This window comes from Acidiphilium sp. JA12-A1, from assembly GCF_000724705.2.
GTDB classification, from domain to species: Bacteria; Pseudomonadota; Alphaproteobacteria; order Acetobacterales; family Acetobacteraceae; genus Acidiphilium; species Acidiphilium multivorum.
The window spans coordinates 1-24,930 of sequence record NZ_JFHO01000031.1 but is presented as its reverse complement, the minus strand read 5'-3'; the positions used below and the strand labels follow the sequence as shown (position 1 = coordinate 24,930).

Annotated in this window: 23 protein-coding genes; 10 read left to right on the top strand and 13 right to left on the bottom strand. The window is 65.2% G+C overall.

From position 1 onward, the window contains the following. Positions 1 to 20 precede the first annotated feature (20 nt). Together gmd and RT91_RS05960 are read left to right on the top strand one after the other, a co-directional pair. Positions 21 to 1,004 carry a GDP-mannose 4,6-dehydratase gene (gene gmd / locus RT91_RS05965; protein ID WP_035186204.1) on the top strand — a complete coding sequence of 328 codons (984 nt, stop codon included), beginning with the start codon at positions 21 to 23 and terminating at the stop codon, positions 1,002 to 1,004. Between the two features lie 114 nt (positions 1,005 to 1,118). Then, positions 1,119 to 2,015, top strand: a complete 897-nt coding sequence (locus tag RT91_RS05960) for a GDP-mannose 4,6-dehydratase (protein ID WP_035186203.1) — start codon at positions 1,119 to 1,121, stop codon at positions 2,013 to 2,015. A gap of 106 nt (positions 2,016 to 2,121) precedes the next feature. Here the strand turns inward: RT91_RS05960 and RT91_RS05955 are convergent, their stop codons facing one another. From RT91_RS05955 to RT91_RS05940, 4 genes are all read right to left on the bottom strand, one after another. After that, positions 2,122 to 2,391: an HU family DNA-binding protein gene (locus RT91_RS05955; RefSeq protein WP_007422124.1), complete on the bottom strand. Its 270-nt coding sequence runs from the start codon at positions 2,389 to 2,391 to the stop codon at positions 2,122 to 2,124. Positions 2,392 to 2,522: 131 nt separating this feature from the next. Next, on the bottom strand, positions 2,523 to 3,428 hold the full coding sequence (locus tag RT91_RS05950) for an ABC transporter permease (protein ID WP_240314210.1): 906 nt from the start codon (positions 3,426 to 3,428) through the stop codon (positions 2,523 to 2,525). A gap of 130 nt (positions 3,429 to 3,558) precedes the next feature. Next, positions 3,559 to 5,064 carry a sugar ABC transporter ATP-binding protein gene (locus RT91_RS05945; protein ID WP_035186200.1) on the bottom strand — a complete coding sequence of 502 codons (1,506 nt, stop codon included), beginning with the start codon at positions 5,062 to 5,064 and terminating at the stop codon, positions 3,559 to 3,561. Next, positions 5,061 to 6,158 carry a substrate-binding domain-containing protein gene (locus tag RT91_RS05940; RefSeq protein ID WP_231295344.1) on the bottom strand — a complete coding sequence of 366 codons (1,098 nt, stop codon included), beginning with the start codon at positions 6,156 to 6,158 and terminating at the stop codon, positions 5,061 to 5,063. Before RT91_RS05940 ends, RT91_RS05945 begins: the two co-directional genes overlap by 4 nt. 254 nt (positions 6,159 to 6,412) lie before the next feature. On the opposite strand from RT91_RS05940, the gene xylB reads away from it, so the two are divergent. Continuing rightward, positions 6,413 to 7,903, top strand: a complete 1,491-nt coding sequence (gene xylB, locus RT91_RS05935; RefSeq protein ID WP_035186199.1) for a xylulokinase — start codon at positions 6,413 to 6,415, stop codon at positions 7,901 to 7,903. Between the two features lie 135 nt (positions 7,904 to 8,038). Continuing rightward, on the top strand, positions 8,039 to 9,037 hold the full coding sequence (locus tag RT91_RS05930; RefSeq protein ID WP_035186198.1) for a LacI family DNA-binding transcriptional regulator: 999 nt from the start codon (positions 8,039 to 8,041) through the stop codon (positions 9,035 to 9,037). A gap of 58 nt (positions 9,038 to 9,095) precedes the next feature. Here RT91_RS05930 and RT91_RS05925 read toward each other — a convergent pair whose 3' ends face one another. From RT91_RS05925 to RT91_RS22470, 4 genes are all read right to left on the bottom strand, one after another. Then, positions 9,096 to 10,037 carry a sulfurtransferase gene (locus tag RT91_RS05925; protein ID WP_007422118.1) on the bottom strand — a complete coding sequence of 314 codons (942 nt, stop codon included), beginning with the start codon at positions 10,035 to 10,037 and terminating at the stop codon, positions 9,096 to 9,098. A gap of 58 nt (positions 10,038 to 10,095) precedes the next feature. Further along, positions 10,096 to 11,268 (bottom strand): YeeE/YedE family protein, encoded by a 1,173-nt coding sequence (locus tag RT91_RS05920; protein WP_035186197.1) that lies wholly within the window; start codon positions 11,266 to 11,268, stop codon positions 10,096 to 10,098. Between the two features lie 301 nt (positions 11,269 to 11,569). Continuing rightward, complete coding sequence (locus RT91_RS05915; protein ID WP_013639488.1) at positions 11,570 to 12,220, bottom strand: DUF6969 family protein; 651 nt, start codon at positions 12,218 to 12,220, stop codon at positions 11,570 to 11,572. Next, entirely contained in the window at positions 12,184 to 12,408 is a 225-nt protein-coding gene (locus RT91_RS22470; protein WP_035186195.1) for a hypothetical protein, read from the bottom strand. Before RT91_RS22470 ends, RT91_RS05915 begins: the two co-directional genes overlap by 37 nt. 283 nt (positions 12,409 to 12,691) lie before the next feature. Between RT91_RS22470 and mrdA the strand changes: the two genes are divergently transcribed. The 4 genes from mrdA to RT91_RS05890 all read left to right on the top strand — a co-directional run bounded on the left by mrdA (position 12,692) and on the right by RT91_RS05890 (position 17,711). After that, complete coding sequence (mrdA, locus tag RT91_RS05905; RefSeq protein WP_013639487.1) at positions 12,692 to 14,596, top strand: penicillin-binding protein 2; 1,905 nt, start codon at positions 12,692 to 12,694, stop codon at positions 14,594 to 14,596. Positions 14,597 to 14,984: 388 nt separating this feature from the next. Beyond that, a complete protein-coding gene (locus RT91_RS05900) occupies positions 14,985 to 16,133 on the top strand; it encodes a patatin-like phospholipase family protein (RefSeq protein WP_035186194.1) in 1,149 nt (382 codons plus the stop codon). Positions 16,134 to 16,150: 17 nt separating this feature from the next. Next, complete coding sequence (locus RT91_RS05895) at positions 16,151 to 16,888, top strand: acetoacetate decarboxylase (protein WP_007422113.1); 738 nt, start codon at positions 16,151 to 16,153, stop codon at positions 16,886 to 16,888. Positions 16,889 to 16,928: 40 nt separating this feature from the next. Then, a complete protein-coding gene (locus tag RT91_RS05890; RefSeq protein ID WP_035186193.1) occupies positions 16,929 to 17,711 on the top strand; it encodes a 3-hydroxybutyrate dehydrogenase in 783 nt (260 codons plus the stop codon). A 92-nt stretch (positions 17,712 to 17,803) separates the two neighbouring features. Here RT91_RS05890 and RT91_RS05885 read toward each other — a convergent pair whose 3' ends face one another. Then, positions 17,804 to 18,751 carry a GlxA family transcriptional regulator gene (locus RT91_RS05885; RefSeq protein WP_013639484.1) on the bottom strand — a complete coding sequence of 316 codons (948 nt, stop codon included), beginning with the start codon at positions 18,749 to 18,751 and terminating at the stop codon, positions 17,804 to 17,806. Positions 18,752 to 18,829: 78 nt separating this feature from the next. Here RT91_RS05885 and RT91_RS05880 point away from each other — a divergent pair, with 78 nt between their 5' ends. Beyond that, on the top strand, positions 18,830 to 19,525 hold the full coding sequence (locus RT91_RS05880) for a DJ-1/PfpI family protein (RefSeq protein ID WP_035186191.1): 696 nt from the start codon (positions 18,830 to 18,832) through the stop codon (positions 19,523 to 19,525). A gap of 397 nt (positions 19,526 to 19,922) precedes the next feature. On the opposite strand, the gene RT91_RS22300 is transcribed toward RT91_RS05880, so the two are convergent. Then, positions 19,923 to 20,252 carry a hypothetical protein gene (locus RT91_RS22300; RefSeq protein WP_196796278.1) on the bottom strand — a complete coding sequence of 110 codons (330 nt, stop codon included), beginning with the start codon at positions 20,250 to 20,252 and terminating at the stop codon, positions 19,923 to 19,925. Positions 20,253 to 20,747: 495 nt separating this feature from the next. Next, positions 20,748 to 22,976, bottom strand: a complete 2,229-nt coding sequence (locus RT91_RS05870; protein WP_035186188.1) for a bifunctional diguanylate cyclase/phosphodiesterase — start codon at positions 22,974 to 22,976, stop codon at positions 20,748 to 20,750. Between the two features lie 587 nt (positions 22,977 to 23,563). Between RT91_RS05870 and RT91_RS05865 the strand changes: the two genes are divergently transcribed. Further along, positions 23,564 to 24,094 (top strand): DUF4142 domain-containing protein, encoded by a 531-nt coding sequence (locus RT91_RS05865; protein WP_007422107.1) that lies wholly within the window; start codon positions 23,564 to 23,566, stop codon positions 24,092 to 24,094. 50 nt (positions 24,095 to 24,144) lie between these two features. Here RT91_RS05865 and RT91_RS05860 read toward each other — a convergent pair whose 3' ends face one another. After that, complete coding sequence (locus tag RT91_RS05860) at positions 24,145 to 24,447, bottom strand: hypothetical protein (RefSeq protein WP_035186185.1); 303 nt, start codon at positions 24,445 to 24,447, stop codon at positions 24,145 to 24,147. Next, a complete protein-coding gene (locus tag RT91_RS05855; protein WP_160321844.1) occupies positions 24,380 to 24,871 on the bottom strand; it encodes a transposase in 492 nt (163 codons plus the stop codon). The genes RT91_RS05860 and RT91_RS05855 overlap by 68 nt, the downstream gene beginning before the upstream one ends. Positions 24,872 to 24,930: the final 59 nt, after the last annotated feature.

Here is a 24,930-nt window from a genome sequence, read left to right as displayed (position 1 = left end):
ATTGGCTAAGGGATCGAAGCATGAAAACAGCACTCGTCACCGGGATCACCGGCCAGGACGGCGCCTATCTCTCCCAGTTGCTCCTGGGCAAGGGATACGAGGTATTCGGCGTGATACGGCGCTCTTCGCATCGCGGCGTCGAAGACCATCGCCTGCGCTGGCTCGGCATTGCCGACAAGGTCACCCTGCTTGACGGCGATCTCGCTGATCTTTCCAGCCTCGTGCGCATCGTCAAGGAAGTCCGGCCCGACGAGGTCTATAATCTTGCCGCCCAGTCGTTCGTCGCCTCGTCCTGGCGGCAGCCGATTCTGACCGCCAACATCACCGCCGTCGGCGTCACCAACATCCTCGAGGCAATCCGCGCCGAACAGCCGGAGGCCCGCTTCTACCAGGCATCCTCCTCGGAAATGTATGGCCTGATCCAGGAGCCGATGCAGAGCGAGGCGACCCCCTTTTATCCCCGCTCGCCCTACGCCGTCGCCAAGCTCTACGGCCACTGGATCACGGTGAACTACCGCGAGAGCTTCGGCATGCATGCCTCTTCGGGCATCCTGTTCAACCACGAAAGCCCGCTTCGCGGCGTCGAGTTCGTCACCCGCAAGGTGACCGACGGCGTCGCCCGCATCAAGCTCGGCCTCGCCGGCGAACTGCGTCTTGGCAATGTCGACGCGAAGCGCGACTGGGGCCACGCACGGGATTACGTGAAGGCGATGTGGCTGATGCTCCAGCAGGACAAGCCGGATGACTACGTCGTGGCCACCGGCCGCACTACCACGGTGCGGGACATGTGTCGTATCGCCTTCGACCATGCCGGCCTCGACATGGAGCGCCACCTCGTCATCGATCCCGCCTTCTACCGCCCCGCCGAGGTCGACGTGCTGCTGGGCAATCCCGCGAAGGCGGAGCAGAAACTCGGCTGGCGGCCGGAAACCACGCTCGAGCAGATGATCATCGAAATGGTCGACGCCGATCTCGAACGCCTGCGCCGCACCACGCCCGGCTGACCTCGCAGATTGCCGCCGCCATGCGAACGTTCCGCGCCGGCGGCGGACTGGCCACCGTCTCCAACTTCCACTAGCGTGCGCCGACTACGACTATACGATGGAGACGCTTGGTCAATGGGACAACTGACGCGGATACTTGTCACCGGCGCCGGCGGCTTCGTAGGCCGGCACCTGATGCCTGAACTCGGCCGCCGATTTCCCGAGGCCGAACTGGTTACCTTCCGCGCCGATATCACCGACCCCGCCGCCACCGAGACCTCGGTGCGCGACGTCCGGCCGGATGCCTGCGTCCATCTCGCGGGCATCACCGCCGTTCCCGAGGCACGGGAACACCCACGCCGTGCCTTCGCGGTGAACCTCGACGGCACGCTGAATCTTGCCCGTGCCCTGCTTGCCCATGCGCCTGGCTGCCAACTGATCCATGCCGGAAGTGCCGATTGCTACGGAGCCAGTTTCCGTTCGGGCCAGGCGCTGGACGAATCGGCGCCTCTGGCGCCGCTCAACACCTATGCGGCAAGCAAGGCCGCAGCGGATCTGACCCTCGGCGCCATGGCTGCGGAATCCGGACTGCGCGTGCTGCGCTTCCGTCCTTTCAACCATGTGGGCCCGGGGCAGAGCGAAGCCTTCGCTCTTGGCTCCTTTGCCGCCCAACTCCGCCGGATTGCCCGCGGCGATGCCGCGCCGGTGCTGCATGTCGGCAACCTCGATGCCGAGCGCGACTTTCTTCACGTGAACGACGTGGTCCGTGCGTATGCGCTGGCGCTGGGACGCTCCGACGACCTGCCGAACGGCACGATCTTCAACATTGCCTCCGGCATTCCGCGCCGGATGCGCGACATGGTCGAGGCGATGATCGTCTCTCTCGGTATCCATGTCTCGGTCGAGATCGATCCGACCCGCCTTCGGCCAAGCGATATTCCGCGCGCGGTCGGCGATGCTTCCCGCGCCGAAAACCTGCTTGGCTGGCACCCGGACCACGGGATCGAGGAGATCGTGCGCTCGGTCCTCTAAGCGCCGCATCTGCGCCCCGAGGCGAAACCAGCCCTGAAGACACGACCGGCAGCCCGGCCGGAAACCGGCGGCAGATTCCGCCGATGCGCCAGACTGCCGCCGCGGGTCAGACGCGTGTCTTGAGCGTCGGCGACGACTTGAAACGCACGGTCTTTCCGGCCTTGACCTTGATGGGCTCGCCGCTGCGCGGATTGACGCCCTTGCGCGCCTTCGTCTTGCGCACCGTGAACGTGCCAAAGCTCGGCAGCGTGAATTTGCCCTTCTTCTTCAGTTCCTTGACGATCGCCTCGATAACGTCCGTAGCCGCCCGGTTCGCGGCGACGCCGGTAATCCCGGTCGAATTCTGAATCACATCCGTTATGAACGCTTTCGACATGGCGACGCCTTTCAATGATTGCAGGAGAATCCTAGCACTGTTCACTGCTCAAACAAAGACGCAAAACGGGGGCCGATGAAACGAAAAACGCCTGGTGTAATTCCGATTTTTACCCCGGCGGTGCGGTGCGATTAGGCGCGGCGCAGTCGGCGCATGAGGGTGCGCAGCAATCCGGTCTTCCACGTATCCAGCATCACCGCGAGCAGGATGACGATGCCGATCACGAGCGGTTGCCAATAGGTATTGAGATCGAGCACATCCATGCCTTCCGTCAGCGTGCCGATCACGATCGCTCCGAGCAGGGCACCGGCAACACTGCCGGATCCGCCGAACAAACTCACCCCGCCCACGACCGCCGATGCGATTCCATCGAACAACGACGCGCCGGAACCGGCTGTCGGATAACCGGACGCAAGACGCGCGGCGAGGATCACCCCGGCAAGCCCTGCAATCGTTCCCGAAAGCGTAAAGCAGAGGATCTCGATCCGCGCGATGTTCACGCCAGCCAGCCAGGCGGAATGGCGATTGCCGCCGACGGCGTAGACCTTGACGCCGAACGCGGTGCGGCTAAGCACCACATGCGCGGCAGCGGCGACCACCAGCATCACGAGAACGCCGATCGGAATGATCTTCAGCACGTATCCCTGTCCAAGGGCGTTGAACGTGTTGCTGAAAATCGGAATCGGATTCGCTTGCGTCACGATCAGCGGGATCGATGCGGCGACGCCCAGGGTCGCGAACGTCGTGATGAAGGCTGGAACATTGATGTAATGTGTGATCGAACCATTGATGAAGCCGATCAGCGCCCCGGCCAGGATGCCGCCGAGGATCGCTCCAGGCCAGCCGAGCGGCGTATGGTTGATGACCACGGCGGCCGTTACACCTGACAGCGCCTGGATCGCGCCCACCGAAAGGTCGATGCCGCCGATCAGCAGCACGAAGGTCTCGCTGACCGCCAGCAACCCGATGGTGATCGTGTTGACCAGCAGGGTCGAGATATTGCCGATGGTCAGGAAGTTTCCGGTCAGCACCTCCATCCCGGCCATGATCAGCGCGAGAATGACGAAAATTCCCGTCTCCGGCGGCAGGCGAAGGCCCTTCCGTTGCGGGCTGGCAGTCGTGCTGGTGTCCTGTTTTGCCATGAAGATCGCCCCGGTTGCGGATATGTCAGAGGGATTGTGCGAGAATCGAACGTGCCTCGGCCTCGGCGCGCGGAATCCCTGTGCCCTCGCAGATGCCGTGCCGAAATACATAGATCACGTCTGAAACTTCGAGAATCTCCTCGATCTCCGAGGAGCACACGAGCAGCGTATCGCCCGCCGCGGCCAACTCGCGGATCAGGGCATGGATCTCGGCTTTGGCACCGATATCGACACCTTTTGTCGGCTCGGCGAGCAGCAGGATGCGGCTCCGCGCCGTCACCCATTTCGCGAAGATGACCTTCTGCTGGTTGCCGCCGGACAGGCGCCGCACGCTGGTTCCAAGCGGCGAGCGTATGGCCAGGCGGGCCGCCATGGTGCGCGCCTGCTCCGCCACTGCCGCATCGTCGAACCAGATCCCGCGCGAGAACCGGTCGATGCTGGCGAGCACGATGTTCTTGCCGATGGTCATGTCGGGAATGAAGCCGTTGGCCTTGCGGTCGTCCGTCAGGAACCCGAAGCCTTTTGCCAGCGCGGCGCGCGGCGTTGTCGGCACATACGGCTCACCGGCCAGGCGGATCTCGCCACCCTGCATCGGCCGAACGCCGAACAGCACCTCCAGCAGTTCAACCTGCCCGGCTCCGGCCACGCCGTACAGCCCGACCACTCTTCCAGCATTGATCTCCAGACTCGCCGAGCGGCAATTGCCGCTCGAGAGGGTCCTTATATCGAGCAATGTGGTGCCGCCGAACGCGGTCCGCGGCGAGACCTCGGCGAGCGGCGTGGCATCGCGCCGATGGCCGGTGATGTAATAGGCAAGATCTGCCTCCGAAAGATCGGCGCGCTCCGCATCCAGCACGACATCGCCATCCTTCATCACCACCACATGATCGGCAACCGCCAGCGCCTCGCCGAGCTTGTGCGTGACAATGGCGATCGAGGTGCCGCCCGCCGCCAGCCGGCGGACCGTATCGAGCAGCCGGGTGATCTCACTCGCGTTCAGTGCCGACGTCGGCTCGTCGAGCAGCAGGAACCGGCCGCCCTTGTCGAGCGCGATGATGATCTCCAGCATCTGCCGGTCAGCCGGCGACAGCGCTCCCGCAGCCATGTCCGGATCAGCGGCGAGGCCGTAAGTCGCCAGGGCCCTCCTGACATGTTCGTTCATCGCGGTGCGGTCGGTGAATGGCCCGCGCCGCTTCTCCCGGTTGAGGAAGAAATTCTGCGTCACCGTCAGTTTCTCGATGATGCGCAGTTCCTGCCAGACCACGGCAATGCCGTGCGCTTCGGCGATGCGCGGCGTCGTCAGCGTCACGGCCTCGCCATCGAGCAGGATATGGCCGCCGGATGGCTGCTCCGCCCCACCCAGGATCTTCAGCGCCGTCGACTTGCCCGCGCCATTATGCCCAAGCAGCGCCGTCACTTCCCCAGCGCGGAGCGAGAAACTCACTCCGCGCACCACGGGTGCGGAATCGTATCGCTTGACGATTCCCGAAAGGGCCAGGCTGCCAGCCTGGCCGGTGGACACCGTCGTCACGGATAGGCGATTTTCATCATCTCGTGGCAGTTAGCCTTACTGACGGTATAGGTCTTGGTGAGAACCAGTTTGGGAATATTCTTGTCGCCATCGAGATACTTGATGATATTCGCGACCTCGATCTTCGACTCGACCGCGGGGGACTGCAGCGCGCCAGCCTTGTAGACAGAGTTCTGGCAGATCGCCTGCACGGCCTGCTGGCTGCCTGAGAGACCGATCACCGCAACCTTGCCAACCTTGTTGGCGGCGCGGATCGCATCCATCGCCCCAAGACCACTCGGCGCATTGATATCGAAAATCACATTGACGTCAGGATGCGCCGAAAGCATCGCCGCCGTGGCGGACAAGCCGCCCGGCGTGGTCCCCTTGCCATTCAACCTCGATACGACGTGGATGTTCTTGTCACCATCGATGATTTTCTTGAAACCCTTGTCCCGATCCTGGACCGAGGTTGCAAACGGATAATCAATCCATCCCAGCTTCACCGGCGCCCCGTGCAGAGCCGACTTGTCATAGGCGATGACTTCCTTCGCGGCATTCTCGCCAAGCTGGACATTGTTCGACTGGACGAATTCGACGATATGCCCGCCCGCGCGCTTCAGGGTTTTCATGTCGACATTGGTATCGATCGTGAAGACCGGGATATGCGCGTGATTGGCTGCCAGCACGGCGGAGGAGGCCGCCGCCGCATCGGCGGGAGCGAACATGATCGCGTTGACATGCCGCTGGATGAACGCCTCGACCTGGTTGAGCTGCTGCGCCTCGCTCATGTTGCCGCCATAGTAGATCAGCTTCGCGCAATCCGCGGCCGCATCCTTGGCGGCGGTTTTCGCCATGGTCTCGAAATACGGATTGGTCAGCGTCATCAACGACATGCCGATCACGTATTTCGGCTTCGCGCAGGTCTGCGCCGCCTCGGCGTGCGGGCCGGCCAGGCCGATCGTTCCGGCGATTGCCATGCCCACTATCGAAAGCCGCTTTGCCAGCTTCATTCCCGTTCCCTCCTGTTTTTGAACAATTCTACTTTTCGGACAAATTTGGCTCATAGATTTGCCCGGAGACCAAAAATTAGATGAACGAAAGCGCTTGCGCAAGCGCTTTCGCTCCCTGTAGTGTTTGTAGGCAGGTCAGAAGAAGATCGACTCGCGGGCCGGCATCGTGCCGCTGCGCATCATCCCCCCGCGTCCGCCAGGGCTCGCCGCATACACGCGATCGTTTTGGATTTCGGTTCCGCACGGAGCAGGCCACATGGGTTGAAAGCAAACGCCTCCACGCATGACCTCCGGCGCAGTCTCGTGCGCCGCAGCGCGAGACAGGCAAGCATTGGAAATATCGAGCAGTTGCGAGAATGAGATCTTTCGCCTCCCCCCTCTCACTTGGCATCGACCTCGGGACATCAGGCGTCAAGGCGGTCCTGCTGACCTCATCCGGAGCGGTCATCGGCACCATGTCGGCTGCCGTGCCGACATCGCATCCGCACCCCGGCTGGGCCGAGCAGGATCCCGAGGATTGGTGGATCGCCTGCATGACGGCCCTGCGCGAACTTCGCCGGCAGTATCCCGAAGCTTATGAGGCGGTCAGATCGATCGGGCTGTCCGGACAGATGCATGGAGCGGTCCTTCTGGATCGGCATAACCGAAGCATCCGCCCCGTGATCTTGTGGAACGATGCGCGCTCCACTGCCGAAGCGGCGTTCCTGGCGGAAAATCATCCCTCGTTCATCGAGGCGACGGGCAGCCTTCCGATGGCCGGCCTCACGGCACCCAAGCTGCTTTGGCTGCATGGCCACGAAATCGAATCATTCCGGAAGATCGACTGCCTCCTGTCGCCCAAGGACTATCTCCGGCTCCGGCTAACCGGCGAGCGCGTCACCGATATGTCCGATGCCGCCGGCACGCTCTTTCTTGATGTGCATCGCCGCTCATGGTTCGAGCCGATGATCGCCGCGACCCATCTCGAACCTCGGCAATTTCCCAGCCTGTGCGAGGGAACATCCGCCACCGGCACCCTGACCCGAAGCGCCGCCAGCGAGCTTGGCCTCGACAGCAAGGTCGTGGTCGCAGGCGGCGGCGCCGACAATCCGGCCTCCGCGGTCGGGATCGGCGCGTCACACCCGGGCGATTCGTTTGTCACCCTGGGAACCAGTGCCGCCGTCGTGTCGATCACCGATCGCCCCCTGGCGCGCATTGCCGGCGGCGTTCACGGCTTCTGCCACGCGCTGCCAGAGAGATGGTACGCGATGGGGGCCATCCTGTGCGGCGCAAATTCGCTGCGTTGGGTATCGAAACTGCTGTCGATGCCGAGCGAACAGGCTTTGCTTGATCGGGTTGCCGCCGAACTGCCACTCGAACGGCCGGTTCCGCCGACAACCCCGCTGTTTCTGCCCTATCTATCCGGCGAGCGTACCCCGCACAACGATCCGAACGTGCGCGGCGGCTTCATGAATGTCGGCATCGAGACCGCGGCGCCGTCATTCGGCTACGCCGTTCTCGAAGGAGTCGCCTTCGCCCTGCGGGATGCCATGGGTTCGGTGGAGGAGTCAGGTTCGGATATTCGTCATTGTTCTCTGGTCGGCGGCGGAGCGAAAAGCGATTACTGGGGACAGTTGCTGGCGAACGTGCTGGGACGCGAACTCCATACGCTGGAAGGCAGCGAACTCGGCGCGGGGATCGGCGCGGCGAAACTCGGTTTCGCCGCGCTCGGAATCGACGAGCCGGTGAACATGTCACTGCCCGTCAGAAAGACCTTCGAGCCGCAAGCGGACCGTCGCGAGGATCTGGACGACCGATATCAGAAATTCCGAACCCTTTACCCTGCGGCGCGTTCGCTCTGCACCTGAAGGAGGGGCCATTTCGTGACTCGCCGCATCATGATTGGACAGTATGGGAACGTCGCCCCGCTCCCATCTCCTCGGTCGGCTGCTTACCGACATCACCGGTCGCCGGATCTGTAAGGGGTCGAGCAATTGGCCACCATGGAAGATGTTGCCCACAAGGCAGGCGTTTCGGTATCAACCGTTTCGCATGTCATCAACGGCACCAGAAAAGTCCGTCCCGCGACGGTCGAAGCTGTAAGGGATGCCATCAGGAAGACCGGCTACGTTCCGAACTCGCTGGCGCAGGCCCTGGCGGGAGCTTCGACGAAAACGATCGGTGTGGCGATCTCGGCCCTGACAAATCATTATTTTGCGGAAACGGTCCGTGTGATCGAATCCGAATGCGCAAGGCGGGGCCTGATGATATTCCTGGCCGACACGCATGACGATCCGGACCAGGAACTGCGGGTCATCAAGGCGCTGCACCAGCGCCGGGTGGACGGCATCATTCTCGCACCGACCGCGGGAACCGACCGACGGGCGCTCGACTACCTGAAGGGCAAGGGCATACCGTCGGTGCTGGTCGATCGTATCGTTCGAGGCGAGTTTGACCAGGTCGGCGTCGAGAACACCGTCGCGTGCCGCGAGCTGATCTCGCATCTGATCGGCCACGGCCATCGCCGCATCGGCTTCGTGGCGGGAGCCCCAGGAATTTCAACATCGATCGAGCGGCTCGAAGGATATCGCGACGCCCTGCATCAGGCCGGCATCCCGTTCGATCCCGCCCTGGTGTGTTGCGGAGAATCAGCAAACGAACCGGCACGCCGCGCCGTTCGCGAACTGCTCCGGCTCGACCCACGGCCAACCGCGATCGTGGCCTCCAACAACCTGATGATGATCGGCGCCATGCACGCCTTGCGCGACGCCGGCATAGAGGTGCCTGCGGGAATGGCTCTGGTCGGGTTCGATGATTTCGACTGGGCCGAACTCTTCAACCCCCGGCTCACAGTACTCGCACAGCCACTCGAGGACATCGCCATGAAGGCGGTGGAACTGCTGACGAGACGCATCGCGCGGCCCGATGATCAATTCGAAATCGTGCGTCTCACGCCGGAATTGAGGATCCGGAACTCCTGCGGCTGCCAGGATCAGCGCTGACACCGCCGTGGCCCGGCCAAAGCCTGGCCACGGCGGTGTTACAAGAACGCATCCGAGGTCAGCGCACCTGACGCTCGACGGGCAGCGCGGCGTTGCGCGACCATTGCGACATCGAGCCCGTGTAGAGCTTCGCCTGCTTGTTGCCGAGCAGCTCATAGCTGGCAAACCAGCCGAGCGCCGCCCAGTGCGCGGTATTGCAGAAATTGATCTGCCGACCCGCCATCGGCACCCCTGCCGCCTTGTAGAGTCCGGCAAGATCCGCCGGCGTGCGGAACACGCCGCCATCGTTCACCGTCAACCAGCTTTCGGGAAGGTTGCGCGCTCCGGGAATCGTGCCCGGACGCGTATCCACCGGCGCGAGGTTCACGCCGAGATATTGCGCCGACGGCCGGTCGTCGACCAGCGGAACGTGCGCCTTCATCGCCCGCTCCACCTCGGCCTCCGTCGCCAGCAGGCGCGGCCTGACATGGGCCACGAAGCGTGTCGCCACCGGCTTGACGAAGCCCGCCTGCACTGGATGGGCCGGCGTGCTGCCCCGCCCGACATATCCGGCATAGCCGCCGTTCAGGATGGAGACATTGTTGTCGCCCAGATACTTGAAGGTCCAGAACACACGCGCGGCGCTCGCCATGTCGGTGGCGCTCGTCCCGGCCGTGTAGATGACCACGCGCGTGCGGTTGCCGATACCGAGGCCGCCGATCAGGGTCTCCAGCTCCGCGACGGGCGGCACCATCCCCGGCGCGCCGTCGACATCCTTCCGCCATAGGCCGTTCTGCGCATAATTGCTGTAGACCGCGCACGGCACGTGCCCGTGCATATAGGTCTGCACGTTGCCGCCGCCGATCGGATTGCGGACGTCGAGCATGACGACGCCGGGCTTGCACGCATGGGCCGCGACCCAATCCGCGCTCACCAGCGGCGGCACCGGCTTCGCGGCGAAGGCCGTGCCGCCGAGAACGGCCGCGGCAAGACCGAATGCCGGAATGACTGACAGTTTCATGATGATCTCCCTGATCCCTGGCGAGGCGCCGGCCTGCGCCGGCCGCCCGCATGTCCATTCAGTCCGGCAGTCCGAACCGTCGTCTGAGCGCGATGCCCACGGGCGTGCCGAGCAGCGCGAAAACCAGCCACTCCCAGCCGTGCAGGCTGGTCGAGGCGATGCCGCTGAACAGGCTGCCGATATTGCAGCCGAAGGCGAGCCGCGCGCCATAACCCATGGCAAGACCGCCCAGCGCCGCGGAAAGCAACGGCAGCGGCTCGAATTTCGTGGTCAGACTGAACCGTCCGCCGATCGCGCTTGCAAGCAGCGCACCGAGAACGATGCTGATATTCATCACCGACGTCTCGTCGGCCAGAATGCCGTGGGAAAGCGCCGCGTGCGGGAACGGCCAGCTCCAGAAGCCGTGCGCGGGCGGCACCCAGCCGAGCAGGCTCGCCCCCTTCGCGCCCCAGAGCGTGAACCCCCAGACGATCGACCAGGGATGCCCGGCGATCAGGAGGGTCAACCAGTTCAGCCCGGCCAGCATCAGCGCGGCGAAAGGGAGCGGCCAGGGGCCACGGAACCAGGCACTCCCTTGCGGCAGCCAGGCGCGCATCATCGGCGAGGCCGGCGGCGCGAACCGCCGCAGTATCAGCGCAAGGCCGCCGAGCGCAACGATCTGCAGGGCCGCGCCCGGGCCCCAGCCGATCATGCCACCGAACGAGACCGCGCCAAGCGAAGGCAGGGAAAGCCACCAGGGCAGCTGGAATGTTGCGATGAAGGCTCCCGCGCAAAAGAACAGCAACGCGAGCAACGTGCGCAGATTGCCGCCGCCCGACGCATACAGGCAGCCCGAGGCACAGGCGCCGGACATCTGCATCCCCACCCCGAACAGAAACGAACCGACCGCGACCGGCACGCCCGCTGGCGCGATCGCACCGGCCACGCCATGGCCGAACACCGCTCCCCGCGCCAGAATGGGGGCGAACAGCACCGTCGCCGCCGCGAGCATGAGAAGATTGGCCATCGCCCCGCTGCCGTCACGGCGCAGGACCAGCGCGCGCCAGCCATAGGCGAAACCGTAGCCGCCGTGGGCCAGCGTCATGCCCATTGCCGCACCGATCAGAACCAGCGCCGGCAGCCTGCCGCCGGTAGCCGGCATGGTCATCGCGAGAAGCCCGACGATGACGACGCTCGCTGCGGCCAGCAGAACTCGCGGCGGACGCGGCCCGGTCGCGGCAATCTGGCTCATGCCTCACCCCGCGTGACAACCGCCGGCGAGGCGCCATTCCCGGCATTGCGGCCAGCAGCGATTGCGCCGGCCATTCCGAAACCGCCCGCCTTCATCCTTCCTCCTTCGAGGTCCATCTTGCCCGGATTGCGCGCCGGACTCGCCGGCCGCGTGATCGTTCGAATTAAGACTTTCGAGACGATTTTTGTGACCTACCAAAGGCCGGTCAATAGTTCCGGAAAAATGAAAATGGGGATGTCGGCAAGGCCTCCTTGGGCAGAACGATTGTCCTGCAAAACACGGTAGCGGAAATGAATGTTTTCTATGCCGCGGCGAGACGCCGCAGGGCGGCGGCGAGGGAAACCCGCATCTGGCTCGGTATCCGCAACCTGCGATCCTCGAACCGCCGGTCGTCAGGGCCGATCCCCGATCCCATCCGCGCATCCCGGGCGTACAGCAGCGCGACGATGTCCGGCGCGAACAGGACAACGAGATTTTCCAGCCAGCGCGCCACATCGCCGGGCGACGCCCCCGCCAGGCGCGGCCGCGAGGCGCGTGGTCCGATCGCCGCCGCTGGTTGCCAGGCTTCGTCAGTCACCCAGCGATTGGTTGTGAACAGCCGGATCGGCAGCCCCTGCACGTCAACCGAAATGCCGATCAGATGCGTGAAGCCCATCCCGCCCGCCGGCCCCGGCGTGAAGATGTGGAAATGCCCATGCTCGGCGCGCAACCGCTCACGCACCGCATGGGCATGGTAGAAGAACCGCCAGCCTGACACCGGATCCAACGCCTCTGGCTGCGGATATTGCGTCCATTCGGCGAACCCCTCGGCAGTGCCGGGCAACCGCGCGGGCGCGCTGGTTCCGGCCCGCGCCCAGGCGGCGATCTGGGCTGCCGCGGCGTATCCGGCGCGCGCCCGCCGCCGCGGCGAAACGCCTATTTCTGCGGCGCGCAGGGGTTCTGCGGAGCGCAAGGGTTGCCCGAATTCGTCTGCCCGTTCGTCGCGCCGGATTGCGGCGCGCACGGATTCTGCGGTGCGCAGGGATTGGCCGCGGCGAGAACGATCCCGCTCGCCGCCTTCGCCGCCGTCGCATGCGGCAGCGCCGGCGCGAGCGCGGCGGCCAGGGTGAGCATCGACAGGGCACTGTGCTTCGGCTTCATGACGGGTCTCCTCGGTGAATGCGGGCGGGACGGTGCGGTTCGCCCGCGCCGGGCCTCGGTCAACATAGAGTGACAAGCCGCCGTGCCGTCAAGGACGCCATCTGGCCAGTCGCGCGCCCCCATCCGGGCAACGACCCGGTGACCAGGACGCAGCGCCGCGGCTTTCCGCCAGAACGACCCCCGCCAGGTCACATGCCCTTGCACGCCGGCCGCCCGGTGCGAAACCCTGCCATGCCACATATGGCGAACCGCCCCGTTTCACGCCGCGGGGAGTCAAAGCCGCGTGAGACCGGCAACGATCATCGAACCGTGTCTTGGCACCGGCCGCGGCGCGAGGCAGACCGCCCGCATGAACGCGCAACGCGACAAGAAGCAGCGTGCCGTCTTCACCCGGCGCGCCATGATCATCGGAGGCAGCCAGGTCGCGCTGTTCTCGGCGCTGACTGCGCGACTCTACGAGATGGAGATCGTCGATCACAGCCGCTACAGCCGGCTCGCCCGCAAGAACGCGGTGAGCGAACGGCTGATCGCGCCGGAACGCGGACTGATCACTGACCGCAACGGCGTCATTCTGGCCGGCAATCGCCAGCAATGGCAGGCCCTGTTCCTGATGACGGCGGCGTCTGACCCTGCCGCCACGATCGCGCGCCTGGAACGGATCGTGTCGCTGTCGCCGGCCGATCGCGCCCGGCTTGCGAAGCTCGCCACCGGGCCGATCCATTTCCTGCCGATCCTCGTCAAGAAGGATCTCGGCTGGGACGAGATGGCCAGACTCGAAGTTCACAGGCCATCGCTGCCCGGCCTCATCATCGATCGCGGCTTCCGGCGATTCTACCCGCTCGGCCCGCTTACCGCCCATCCGGTGGGCTACGTCGTCCGCCCGGACAGCGCCGATGCGGGGCGCGAGCCGGTTCTCGCCCTGCCGGGTGTGCGCGTCGGCGGCAGCGGCATCGAAAAATCGGCCAATGCCGCGCTCTTCGGATCGCCCGGCATCGTCGAGGATGAGGTCGACGCCGGCGGGGCCGTCGTTCGCGTCATCACGCGACGCCCGGCGCGCGAGGGGCACGCCGTCGGTCTCACCCTCGATGCCGGATTGCAGCGCACCGCTGCCGGCGCCCTGAACGGGCGGCCCGGCGCCGCGGTGCTGATCGACACCAGCACAGGCGACCTGCTCGCCATGGCCAGCGCGCCCTCGTTCGACCCGACCTGGTTCGACGACGGTGTGCCCGATCATGTCTGGCGGCGCTGGACCTCGAAGGCGGCGCATCATCCGCTTACTGACCGTGCGACCGGCGGACTCTATGCCCCGGGCTCATCCTTCAAGCCGACCGTCGCCCTCGCCGCACTCGAAGCCGGCGCGATCACCGGCGACACAAGGTTCTTCTGTTCCGGACACATGAAGATCGGCAACCGGATCTTCTATTGCTGGCTCCGCTCCGGCCACGGCTCGATGGACGTCGCCTCGGCCCTGCAGCAGAGCTGCGACATTTTTTTCTACCACGTCGCGATGCGCACCGGAATCGACCGGATGGCCGCGATGGCCCGGCATCTCGGCCTGACGGGCCGCGAAGCGCTCGCCCTGCCGAATGTCGCCGAAGGCTTCATCCCGACGCGCCGGTGGGCGAAACAGCGGCAAATCGACTGGACGAAGGGCGATACGGCGGTTCAGGGGATCGGTCAGGGCTACACCGTCCTGACGCCGCTCGCACTCGCCGTGATGGCGGCACGCATCGGCACCGGCCGGGCGGTTCGCCCGCGAATCATCCGGACGGTCGGAGCGGTCGAGCGAACCCATCCGGCGGCAACCACGCTCTCCCTTTCGGATCGTCACCTGGCCCTGGTCCGCCAGGGTATGGCGGAGGTGGTCAACACGCCCCTCGGCACCGCCTGGGGCGCCCGCCTCGCGCTCCGGGGTGCCAGGATGGCCGGCAAGACGGGCACGGCCCAGGTCATCGGGGAAAGCGCCGAGATGGAAGCCGAAAACTACAACGATGCCGAACTGCCGTGGCAGGACCGGCCGAATGCGCTGTTCGTGGGCTACGCGCCGCTCGACAGGCCACGTTTCGCTGCGGCCGTGGTGATCGAGCATGGCACGCTTCTCGGCCCCGTGAAGATCGCCCGGGACCTGTTCGCGGCCGCCCTCTCCCGACGCCGTCTCGCCTATGGCGACGAGTCCAGACCTGCGTGATGCGGATCGCTCCGGGCATCGTATCGTCCCGTTGCCGATCATGACATCAGGATCCGCGGCCGCAGGTTCACGCCCGCTGCTTCAAGATACGGTGATACAACACCGGCTCCGGAACCAGTGCGTTTCTGGATTGTCCTTGCAGTATCGGCAATTTTTCCGATCGGCCGGTCGCCGACGGCCTCTTCTGACGATGACGTGTTATTGACACGTCATCGCGACCTCTACCGCAGCGCACAAAATCAGGGCAGTCAATATCGGCGGGTCGGCATTCGCATGGCGGGTCACCGGTTCCGGATCGATCCTGCCGCGCGGGCTCAACCTGGCCGCACCTCGCCTGTCGCCACCGCCTTGCCGAACCCTGCCAGGCTCCAATGGAAAGGCTTACCCGATGTCGGTCACGAACAAGCGGAGATCCCGACAGCCCTCCGCCGCCACCCCGGCTTGCGCCACGGGGTTGCGGAACGTCCTTCTGTTGCAGGGCGGCGGCGCGCTCGGTGCCTACCAAGCCGGCGCCTACGAGGCACTCGCGGAGCACGCCTACGACCCCGACTGGATCATCGGCGTCTCGATCGGCGCGATCAATGCAAGCCTGATCGTCGGCAATCCGCCGGAGCGCCGCCTCGAACGGCTTCGCGAATTCTGGAAGCGCGTCACGACCCCACGGCCGGGTTTCATTCCTCCCGCCCTGTCCCTGCAGGTCGCCGCCGAGAAGAAGCTCGGCGCGCTCAACGCGGTCCTGTTCGGCCAACCCGGCTTTTTCCGCCCCCGCCATCCGGTCGACTTCATTACGGAAAACCCGCTCAGCTTCTACGATACGGCCCACCTGCGCCAGACTCTCGAAGAACTCGTCGATTTCGACCTGATCAATAGCGGCACCACGCGGCTTGCCGTTGGCGCCGTGCAGATTCGTACAGGCAACATGATCTATTTCGACAATGCCGAGTGCCGGATCACGCCGCAGCACATCATGGCCAGCGGCGCCCTGCCGCCCGGCTTCCCGCCGGTCGAAATCGATGGAGAGGCCTATTGGGACGGCGGGCTCGTCTCGAACACTCCGCTCGAATACATGATGCGCTGCGAACCGCGCGAGAATAGCCTGGTCTTCCAGGTGGACCTGTTTCCGGCCCGTGGGCCGATGCCGAAAACGCTCGATGGCGTCGCCGAACGCGAGAAGGACATCCGCTATTCAAGCCGCACGCGCTATGGCACCGACGCGGAGAAACGCCGCCAGGACCTGCGCCGCCGGGTCTGCGCCTTCCTTGAAAAGCTGCCGCCCGAGTTGCGCGACGATCCGATCGCGAAGCATCTCCAAGAATTTTCCTGCCCGGCACAGATCGATGTCGTACACTTGATCTACCGCCCCGAGCATCCGCAGGGCGCCGACAAGGACGTGCAGTTCGACCGTACCACCGCCACGGAACGATGGCGCCACGGTCACGAAGATGCCTCGCGCGCGCTGGTCGCGGCACCGTGGCGCGAACCACACCCGCACGAACTCGGCATGCGGACCTTCGACATCGCCAAAACCGAATCTTGACGAGGAGCATTGCCACGATGGATGCAGCAACGATCAGGGAAACCGCCTTTGCGATGCCGCTGACGAGCCCGGGCTTTCCGAAAGGACCCTATCGCTTCGTCAATCGCGAATACATGATCATCACCTACCGCACCGATCGCGCGGCGCTCGAGAAGATCGTCCCCGAACCGCTCGAACTCGCCGATGACGTGGTGAAATACGAATTCATCCGCATGCCCGACAGCACCGGCTTCGGCGACTACACGGAGTCTGGCCAGGTGATACCGGTTCGCTACAAGGGCAAACCTGGGGTCTATGTCCATTCGATGTTCCTGAACGACCATCCGCCGATCGCCGGCGGACGGGAGATCTGGGGCTTTCCGAAGAAACTCGCGCGCCCGGTCCTGGAAGTCGAAATCGACACGCTGGTTGGCACGCTCGATTACGGCCGAATCCGGGTGGCCACCGGCACGATGGGCTACAAGCACCATACGCTCGATCACGATCCGGTTCTCTCCTCGATGCATGAGCCGAACTTCCTGCTCAAGATCATCCCGCATGTCGACGGTTCGCCACGCATCTGCGAACTGGTGCGCTATCACATGAGCGACATCGTCCTGAAAGGTGCCTGGACCGGTCCCGCCGCGCTCGCGCTCTATCCGCACGCCCTCGCCCCGGTCGCCGATCTGCCGGTTCGCGAAGTCGTCGCCGCCTCCCACATCCTCGCGGACATGACGCTCGATCTCGGCGAGGTCGTCCACGACTATCTTGCCTGATCGACCCTCCGGATTCCCCTCAAGAGAAAAGGATTTTCCCATGGCCCGTTTCGACGGCAAGGTCGGCATCATCACCGGCGCCGCCAGCGGCATCGGCCGCGCCATCGCTGAACAGTTCGCCAGAGAAGGCGGCCACGCCGTGATCGCCGATCTCGATCTCGACGCCGCACGCAAGACGGCAAGCGCCATCGCGACCTTCGGGCCGGCGCCGCTGGCGGTTTCGATGGACGTCACCGACGAGCAACAGGTGGAGGACGGCGTTGCCGCCGCCGCTGAAAGGTTCGGCCGGATCGATGTGCTGGTGAGCAATGCCGGCATCCAGATCGTCAGGCCGCTTGCCGAGTTTCCCTTTTCCGACTGGAAGAAGCTGCTCTCGATACATCTCGACGGCGCATTCCTGACGACGCGCGCCTGCCTGAAATACATGTATGCGCAGAAAAGCGGCTCGGTCGTCTATATCGGGTCGGTGCATTCAAAGGAGGCGTCGAAGCTGAAAGCGCCCTATGTCACCGCGAAGCATGGGCTGATCGGCCTCTGCAAGGTTCTCGCCAAGGAGGGCGCGGAACATAATGTCCGCGCCAATGTCGTCTGCCCCGGCTTCGTGCGGACGCCGCTGGTCGAAAAGCAGATCCCGGAACAGGCAAAGGAACTCGGCATCAGCGAGGATGACGTCGTGCGCAATGTCATGCTGAAAGACACCGTGGACGGCGAATTCACAACCGTGGAAGACGTCGCCGCCGCGGTGCTCCATTTCGCCGGATTCCCGAGCAATGCCCTGACCGGCCAGTCGATGGTCGTCAGCCATGGCTGGTTCATGCAGTAGCCGCATCCGGTCAACGCGCGGGAGTCCGACCTCCCGCGCTCGGCTCCTTGCCCGTTGCCGATACGGGAAACAGCCGGCGTGACCCGTCGCCGTCATTGCGCTTGCGCGCTGCGGCGCAAGGCCTGCGGCGGCTGGCCGAAGGCGCGCAGGAACGCCCGCCGCATGCGTTCCGGGTCGTGAAACCCGACCATCCCGGCAATCACCTCGATGGGCATGCTGGAATGTTCGACCCGCTCGCGCGCGGTCTCCAGCCGCAGGCGCTCCACCGCCCTCGCCGGACTCATGCCGACCGACCGGCTGAATGCCCGCGAGAAATGCCGTGGACTCATCGCGGCCCGTTCGGCCAGCACCTCGACGGTCAGACGCGCGTCCAGATGGTCGCGCATCCAGCCGAGCAGCCCGGCGAAGCGTCCGTCTCCTCCACCCATCTCGATCAGCGCCGAAAACTGCGACTGCCCGCCCGGCCGGCGATAATAGACCACCATCTCCTGCGCCACGCGCCGCGCCACCGCCTCGCCCAGGTCCCCGGCGATCAGCGCCAGCGACAGATCGATGCCGGCGGTAATCCCCGCCGAGGTCCATATCGCCCCGTCACGGATGTGAATGGCATCCGGCTCGACCAGGAGGCGCGGAAACAGCCGCGCCAGTTCCTCCGTCCGTCGCCAATGCGTCGTCACCCGCCGCCCGTCCAGAACGCCCGCCGCCGCCAGCAGGAAAGCACCCGAACAGACGCTGCACAGCCGCCTCGCTCCCCGCGCCTGCGCCACGACGAAGGCACGGATCTCGGGACACTCCATTGCCCGCCGGCAGCCTCTGCCGCCCGTCACGATCAGAGTGTCCAGCGCACCGGCCGCACTGGCGGGTTCGCTGCCCAGCACGGCGCCGGACGATGAGCGGACGGGGCCGCCAGATGCGGAGAGGATCGCCAGCCGATACACGTCCGCCTGATGCCGCGCGGCGATCTCGAACGCCGTGATCGGCCCCGAGGCGTCGAGGATCTGGAAGTCCTGATAGATCAGGATGCCGATATGCCGGGCCATGGCCTGAAATGAGGGATCATGGTCATTTCGTCAATCGTGCCGTCATGGGACACTCGGTCGCATCATCGGAGATACCCCATGTCCCCACCGCCATTTCGTATCCTCTTCGCCGTCTATCCGGGCATGACCCAGCTCGATTTCACGGGTCCGCACCAGTTCTTCATCCGCGCGCCGGGATGCGAGGTCATCGTCGCCAGTCGCGATGGCGGCGATGTGCCGAGCGACGGCCTCGTCTTCGCCCGCACCGCCCGCCTTGCGGACGTTCCCGGCTGTGACCTTCTCTGCGTGCCGGGCGGCACAAACGCGCTCGACGCGGCGCTGGACGACGGCTTTATCTCCGAACTCCGCCGACTTGCCGCCGATGCACGCTACATCACCTCGGTCTGCACCGGTTCGCTGATCCTCGGCGCCGCCGGGCTGTTGCGGGGGCGGCGCGCCGCGTGCCACTGGGCGTGGCGAGACCTGCTGAAGCCGTTCGGCGCAATTCCGGATGACGGCCGCGTGGTGCGCGATGGCAACGTCATCACCGGCGGCGGTGTGACCGCGGGAATTGATTTCGCGCTCGTGGTCCTCGCCGAGATTGCCGGTCCGCAGGTGGCGCAAACCCTCCAGCTGGGCTTCGAATACGCTCCCGCCCCACCCTTCGAGGCTGGGCGCCCGGAACACGCGCCGCCTGACATCCTCGCGGCCTGCCGGCAGGGTCTCGCTCGGCTGGCTGCGACCCGCGAGGCCCAAACCCGCGAAGCAGCATCCCGCCTCGCCACGCAACATTGACTCCGCTGAGGGTGTGAAGCTGTCGATCCTGATGACAACACCAGGCTAGCGGTGGCGCGTTGAACCAGGCCGAGAGACCGCGCAGGCAAGCGGCCTCCCGGCGGGGTTCGTGACCGTAGCCGGTCTGGTGCATCAACTGATGGAGGCGCGCAACTCTACCGACTGGCCCATCACGTCCTCTCCTTGAGATGAACGGCGACAGCTTCCGATTGAGCCAATACCGGGTTCGCTCCGGCGGGCGGAAAGAAGGCCCCGGATCGCTCCGGGGCACACACAGTTGTCGCGAGTGGGCTTGGCTTGCAGAAAACGCGGTAGTCTCGCGCGAGTTCATCATGCCGCCGCCCGGCTCTGCCGCCAGTGGAGACCGCATGTCCTCCCGGACAGACGTTGCGCAGGCCTATCGGCCTCCGCCCCCACCAGCGCCACCACCGCCGGCACCGCCGCCGCCGCCCGCGCCGCTTCCCGACCCGTGGCCGCCCGCTGCGGGGCCTCGGCCAACGCCGATCTGGTCGTGCGTCATGTCGCGGTCGCGGTCACGGTCGAGATCGCGGTCCTGATCGGGATCCTGCAGTTTGTCCTGATCGCGCAGCCGGTCCTGATCCTGGTCCTGCGCCCGGGCCGTGCGGCTGAGGGCAACCAGGCCGGCAGCCAGGCCAGCCAGCCCGGCGGCGCCGGCGACGACGCGCCGGCGGGACATGATTTCCGATGAGTCGATACGTAAGGCCATTGTCTTGCTCCACGCCAAGAAGGTTGCCGCTTATTGCGTGTGTGGAGGCTAGGCAGACCGCATGTGCCGGGCGTTGCGCTGGATCAAGCAGAGAGTCGGGAGAAAGGACAGGGCGGGGCGGCACGTTCAACCGTTCGTACGATCGCCTTCCAACCGGGATCAGACGGTCTTTCGGCATGGAATAAGGGCCAGGTTGTTTGGGGGATCGGCAACGCATCGGGCTCTTGGGGACGCTGGATCCACAATCGCCCCCATGGACGATATGGGGGCGGAGCCGGGATGTGGTGATGGCGACGATTACGAAGATTTGGCGGGCATATTTTGGTCAGCGGAAGTCGATCAGGTCATCCGCAGGATCGTCCGGACAGGCGCAAGGCAGCGCGCGATCACTTTCTCAAACCGATCAGGCAGTGTCGGAAATTCTGCATATGGGTGGCAGTTGACAGAGGAGCGGACAGGCAACCTGCCGCACGTGTCGCGAAGTGCCGCTTGACATCAGGCGGTACGGCCCCGCGGTGCGGGCATATCGTTCGCAGGCGCGTCGTCGGCCTCGACGAGTCTGTCGATTTCGGGGGCAGGCCGCGCCTTCGAGAAGATGAAGCCCTGGAGATCGTCGCAGCCGATCCGCGCGAGGCCCTCGCGCTGTTCCAGTGTCTCGACGCCCTCGGCGGTGACGCGCAGCCCCCGGGCGTGGGCGAGCTCGATGATCGCCCGGACAATGACCTCGTCGCTGTCCTGGTCGCCGAAGCCGTGAATAAAGCTGCGGTCGATCTTGACGCGGTCGACCCGGAGCTGCTGGAGGCGGGCAAGCGAAGAGAAACCGGTGCCGAAGTCGTCGATGGCGATGCGGACCCCCATTGCCCGGAGCGATGCGAGGTTCTCGGCTGCGGTGCCGATCTGGCCGTTGGCGGCGGTTTCGGTGATCTCGATCTCGAGGCGCTGCGGCGGCAGGCCGGTGACGCGCAGGATGGCGGCGACCCGCTCGGCGTAGCCGGGATTGGCGAGTTCGGGGCCGGAGGCGTTCACCGCGATGGTGCGGTTCGGCCAGTTGACCGCGGCAGTGCAGGCCTCGCGGAGCACGCGCTCGCCCATCATCTCGATCAGGCCGGCTTCCTCGGCGATGGGGATGAACAGGTCGGGCGAGATCCAGCCGAGCGCGGGGTGGCGCCAGCGCAGCAGCGCCTCGAACCCGGTAATGGTATGGCCGGCGGCGGCGTGAATGGGCTGGTAATACGGCACGATCTCGCCGCTTTCCTGCAGGGCAGCGCGCAGGTCGGCCTCGATTTCGCGGCGAAGGCGGAGCGCGTCGTCCATGACCGGGTCAAAGAACGCAAAGCGGCCGCGCCCGGTGGATTTGGCACTGTAGAGGGCGATGTCGGCCTTGCGGAGCAGGTCAATACGGTCCGTGCCATGATCCGGTGCGAGAGCGACGCCGATGCTCAGCCCGACGAACACACGGTTGCCATCAAGATCGAAGGGGACGCGGACGGACTCGACGATGCGCGCGCAGAGCTTCTCCACATCCTCGCGCCCGGCAACGCCAGCGAGCATGACGGTGAATTCGTCGCCGCCGACGCGGGCGACCATGTCCTCCTCGCGGACCAGGGCGCGGAGGCGCGCGCCAAATTCGCGGATCAGCGTGTCGCCGGCGGGATGGCCCAGCGTGTCGTTCACCTGCTTGAAGCGGTCGAGATCGAGAAAGAGCAGCGCGATCGAGGTCCCGGACAGCGCGGCGAGGGCGGCATCGGCGCTCTCGTTGAAGAAGGTGCGATTGGGCAGGCCCGTCAGCGGATCGTGAAACGCGAGGTGATGGATCCGCACCTCGCTCGCCTGTAGCCGGAGCGAGCGGCTGCGAACGACGGCGAGGAAGCCGGCGACGGTGAGCAGCGCCAGGGCGAGCAGCCCGCCGAGGATCGGCATCGCCCGCGACAGCACCGCCGTGCCGGGGCGGTAGGGGCGCCAGATGAAATAGCCGATCCGCTTGCCGGCATTGTCGTCGACCGGGTAGGCGGCGGCGCCGGGGCCGTGCGCCGGAGTCCAGGCGAAATGCAGGCCATTGAAAAGATAGTCGCGCGTCAGCCGGCGGGCGAAGGAGCCGTCGAGGAAGCGGACGGCGACGTGCAGATATTCAGTGCCGGGCGCCTGCCGGATCTTGCCGGTATCCGAGACGATGGGCTTGACGCTGATGACCGCGGGATGGCCGCTGACAACCGCAAGATCGGCAATGCCGGGCGAGAGGAACTTGCCGCCCTGCCCCGTAGCATGGCCATCGCGCATGTCATGCCGCAGGGCGTGGACGAGCGGCGCGACCTGTCCGCGGATCGCGTCATAGGCGGCGGGGGACGTCATCCTCCCATTGGCGAAGGCGTAGATCGGACGGTTTTCGGGGTTCAGCACATAGGCGCCGTCGAACCCGAAGTAACTGTGCATCCAGGTGCCGAGATTGTCGTCGATCCAGTGCGTGTCGTCGGCGCGGACCTTCTCCACCGCGGTGTCCCACACCGTCGAGCTTTCCTGGTCGTGCGCAACCTGCGAGCGCAGCTGCGAGACGACGAGGGCAACCAGCCTTTCCTGCCGCTGGAAGGAGACGCGGTCGGACTGATGGGCCGCCCAGGCGAGGAGCAGGAAGGCAAGCCCGCCGGCCGCCAGGGTCAGCAGCAGCGCCGGAACGGCGCGCGTCAGCACGAAGGCGAGGCTCGTTCGATTGTCCTTCCGTTGCAACACGACTGTCTCCGTCCATCGGACCCAGTGTGATCACATGAACGGGAATCGTTAATACTTAATGTAATTTTAGACTCATTACGTAGTATGAATGCATGCCGAAAAAAAACGGCCCCGGATGCTTCCGGGACCGTTCTGGGAGGGGAGCCTCGAACGTCTCTGCATGTCTCAAGGCCCAACGTATGTAACAGAAGAGACGCTGCACACGGGTGACGCGAGCATGTCATTTACGTCAGGTTTGCATCCCTGTTCCTCAACGCATCACGAGAACGTAACAGGAACGGGTTAACAAATCCACTCCGCTCCGCGATCATGTGTGGAACACATGAAAATCGGGCAATTTTACCGCCATTCCGCCACAAGGAAATGGCCCCGGAGCGCACCGGGGCCAGGAGGGAAAATGGGAGGAGAGTGTCTCGCCGGAAACAGTCGCGGGAGCCGGCGCCGTCAATCTTACAACCATAGCGAGCATATTGCGTCGACGCAACAATAAAATGGCGGCGGACCGGATGCGATGAATCAATGACGGTCGCGAGTCGGCGTGCCAGCGTTATTCTGCAAACGCACGGCTTTCTCATGGAGACAAGATCATGAACCCTGTATTCCGATATGCCGCCCTGGCCGCGATGCTGGCCCTCGCCGGCTGCTCGAGCACGGCACGCGCTCCCGAAAGCGCCGCCCTCGGGCCGGCGGATCTCGCTTTCATCACGAGTGCGTATCAGCTCGTGCAGTTCGACATCGACGCCTGCTCCTTCGTCCGCAAGGGGCCGATCGAGCCCGCGGCGATGCCCGCGGTGGACAAGGTCTGCGCCGATGCAGCGACCTACAAGCCGCAGCTGCGCGCCCTTGCGGCCCAGGAGGGCGTGACGCTGCCGAACACGCTGCCCTTTGACCTCAAGGAAAAGCTCGTCTCGCTCAGCTATCATCCCGAGCCGAACCTGACCGTCGAGTTCCTGCGCGACGAGATCAGCAGCCATGAGAGCGCTATCGCGGTGTTCCAGGGCGAACTGCGCGAGGGACGCAACGCGGCCTTCCGGCAGAAGGCGCAGGAGGCGCTGCCGGTGCTGGAGCGCAACCTCGCCATGCTGCGCGCCGCCCTGCCCACCGGCACCGCGGAATGAGAAAAGCCCGGGCCTCAGGCCCGGGCTTCCCGCCATTCCAGGGGGTGAGGTCAGAAGACCTTGCCGACCTGGACCTGAAAGAAGATGTCGTTCTTGGCGCCGCCGCGGGCCTGAACGTCGGTCGCGAGTTGGGCCTGGGCGAAGATCGTCGGCGAGAGGAACGAGCCGGCAATGACGCCGATGCGGGTGAAGTTGTTGCGGTTGCCGGTATCGAACGTCCCCAGCGGATTGACTTCGGATATCTTGCCGCCGAAGGTTTTCTCGAAGCTGAGGCCGAGTATCTGCTCAACCCGGTAGGGGGGCGATGGGCAGTGATGCTCCGGTGACGGCGTTTTTGATAGCGGTGTAGGCATCAAGGCCGTGCCGCGCGGCGGTCCCGACGACGGATCGGACGTTGGCGAAGAAATCGGCGCCCCAGTTGGATCGGAACCCTCCGGTGACCTTGCGATATGTCGCGGTAGGCCGGAGTTCGCGCTCGGAGCCGTTGTTGTCCGCGGCGATATCCGGGTGGTCGAGGAAGGTGAAGAGATGATCACGAACCTTGCCGTATCGTCGGCGCAATCGTCTGCCGTGGTGGTTGATCGGGGCGAGCGCCATGACGGCGTCGAGATCATGGTCGAGGCGCCGCCGCCAGGCGCGTCTTGTAGCGTCCGCGAGCGTGCGATGGCGCCGCGCCAGCACGACGGCGCGGAGCAGCAGGGCCTTCATTCTGGGTGCGAAGATCGTATCACCCGCCTCGATCGCGAATTTGCAGTCCCGGAGTTGGTGGCGAGGCAAATCTGCCAGTCATCGGCATGACCGCGCTGGGCGCCATAGAGATCGGAGATCCAGATAGC

Coding starts and splice junctions, on each gene's coding strand:
- gmd (WP_035186204.1), top strand. CDS start 21: ATGAAAACAGCACTCGTCACCGGGATCACCGGCCAGGACGGCGCCTAT.
- RT91_RS05960 (WP_035186203.1), top strand. CDS start 1,119: ATGGGACAACTGACGCGGATACTTGTCACCGGCGCCGGCGGCTTCGTA.
- RT91_RS05955 (WP_007422124.1), bottom strand. CDS start 2,391: ATGTCGAAAGCGTTCATAACGGATGTGATTCAGAATTCGACCGGGATT.
- RT91_RS05950 (WP_240314210.1), bottom strand. CDS start 3,428: ATGGAGGTGCTGACCGGAAACTTCCTGACCATCGGCAATATCTCGACC.
- xylB (WP_035186199.1), top strand. CDS start 6,413: ATGAGATCTTTCGCCTCCCCCCTCTCACTTGGCATCGACCTCGGGACA.
- RT91_RS05930 (WP_035186198.1), top strand. CDS start 8,039: ATGGAAGATGTTGCCCACAAGGCAGGCGTTTCGGTATCAACCGTTTCG.
- RT91_RS05925 (WP_007422118.1), bottom strand. CDS start 10,037: ATGAAACTGTCAGTCATTCCGGCATTCGGTCTTGCCGCGGCCGTTCTC.
- RT91_RS05920 (WP_035186197.1), bottom strand. CDS start 11,268: ATGAGCCAGATTGCCGCGACCGGGCCGCGTCCGCCGCGAGTTCTGCTG.
- RT91_RS22470 (WP_035186195.1), bottom strand. CDS start 12,408: ATGAAGCCGAAGCACAGTGCCCTGTCGATGCTCACCCTGGCCGCCGCG.
- RT91_RS05900 (WP_035186194.1), top strand. CDS start 14,985: ATGTCGGTCACGAACAAGCGGAGATCCCGACAGCCCTCCGCCGCCACC.
- RT91_RS05895 (WP_007422113.1), top strand. CDS start 16,151: ATGGATGCAGCAACGATCAGGGAAACCGCCTTTGCGATGCCGCTGACG.
- RT91_RS05890 (WP_035186193.1), top strand. CDS start 16,929: ATGGCCCGTTTCGACGGCAAGGTCGGCATCATCACCGGCGCCGCCAGC.
- RT91_RS05885 (WP_013639484.1), bottom strand. CDS start 18,751: ATGGCCCGGCATATCGGCATCCTGATCTATCAGGACTTCCAGATCCTC.
- RT91_RS05880 (WP_035186191.1), top strand. CDS start 18,830: ATGTCCCCACCGCCATTTCGTATCCTCTTCGCCGTCTATCCGGGCATG.
- RT91_RS22300 (WP_196796278.1), bottom strand. CDS start 20,252: ATGGCCTTACGTATCGACTCATCGGAAATCATGTCCCGCCGGCGCGTC.
- RT91_RS05865 (WP_007422107.1), top strand. CDS start 23,564: ATGAACCCTGTATTCCGATATGCCGCCCTGGCCGCGATGCTGGCCCTC.
- RT91_RS05860 (WP_035186185.1), bottom strand. CDS start 24,447: ATGCCTACACCGCTATCAAAAACGCCGTCACCGGAGCATCACTGCCCA.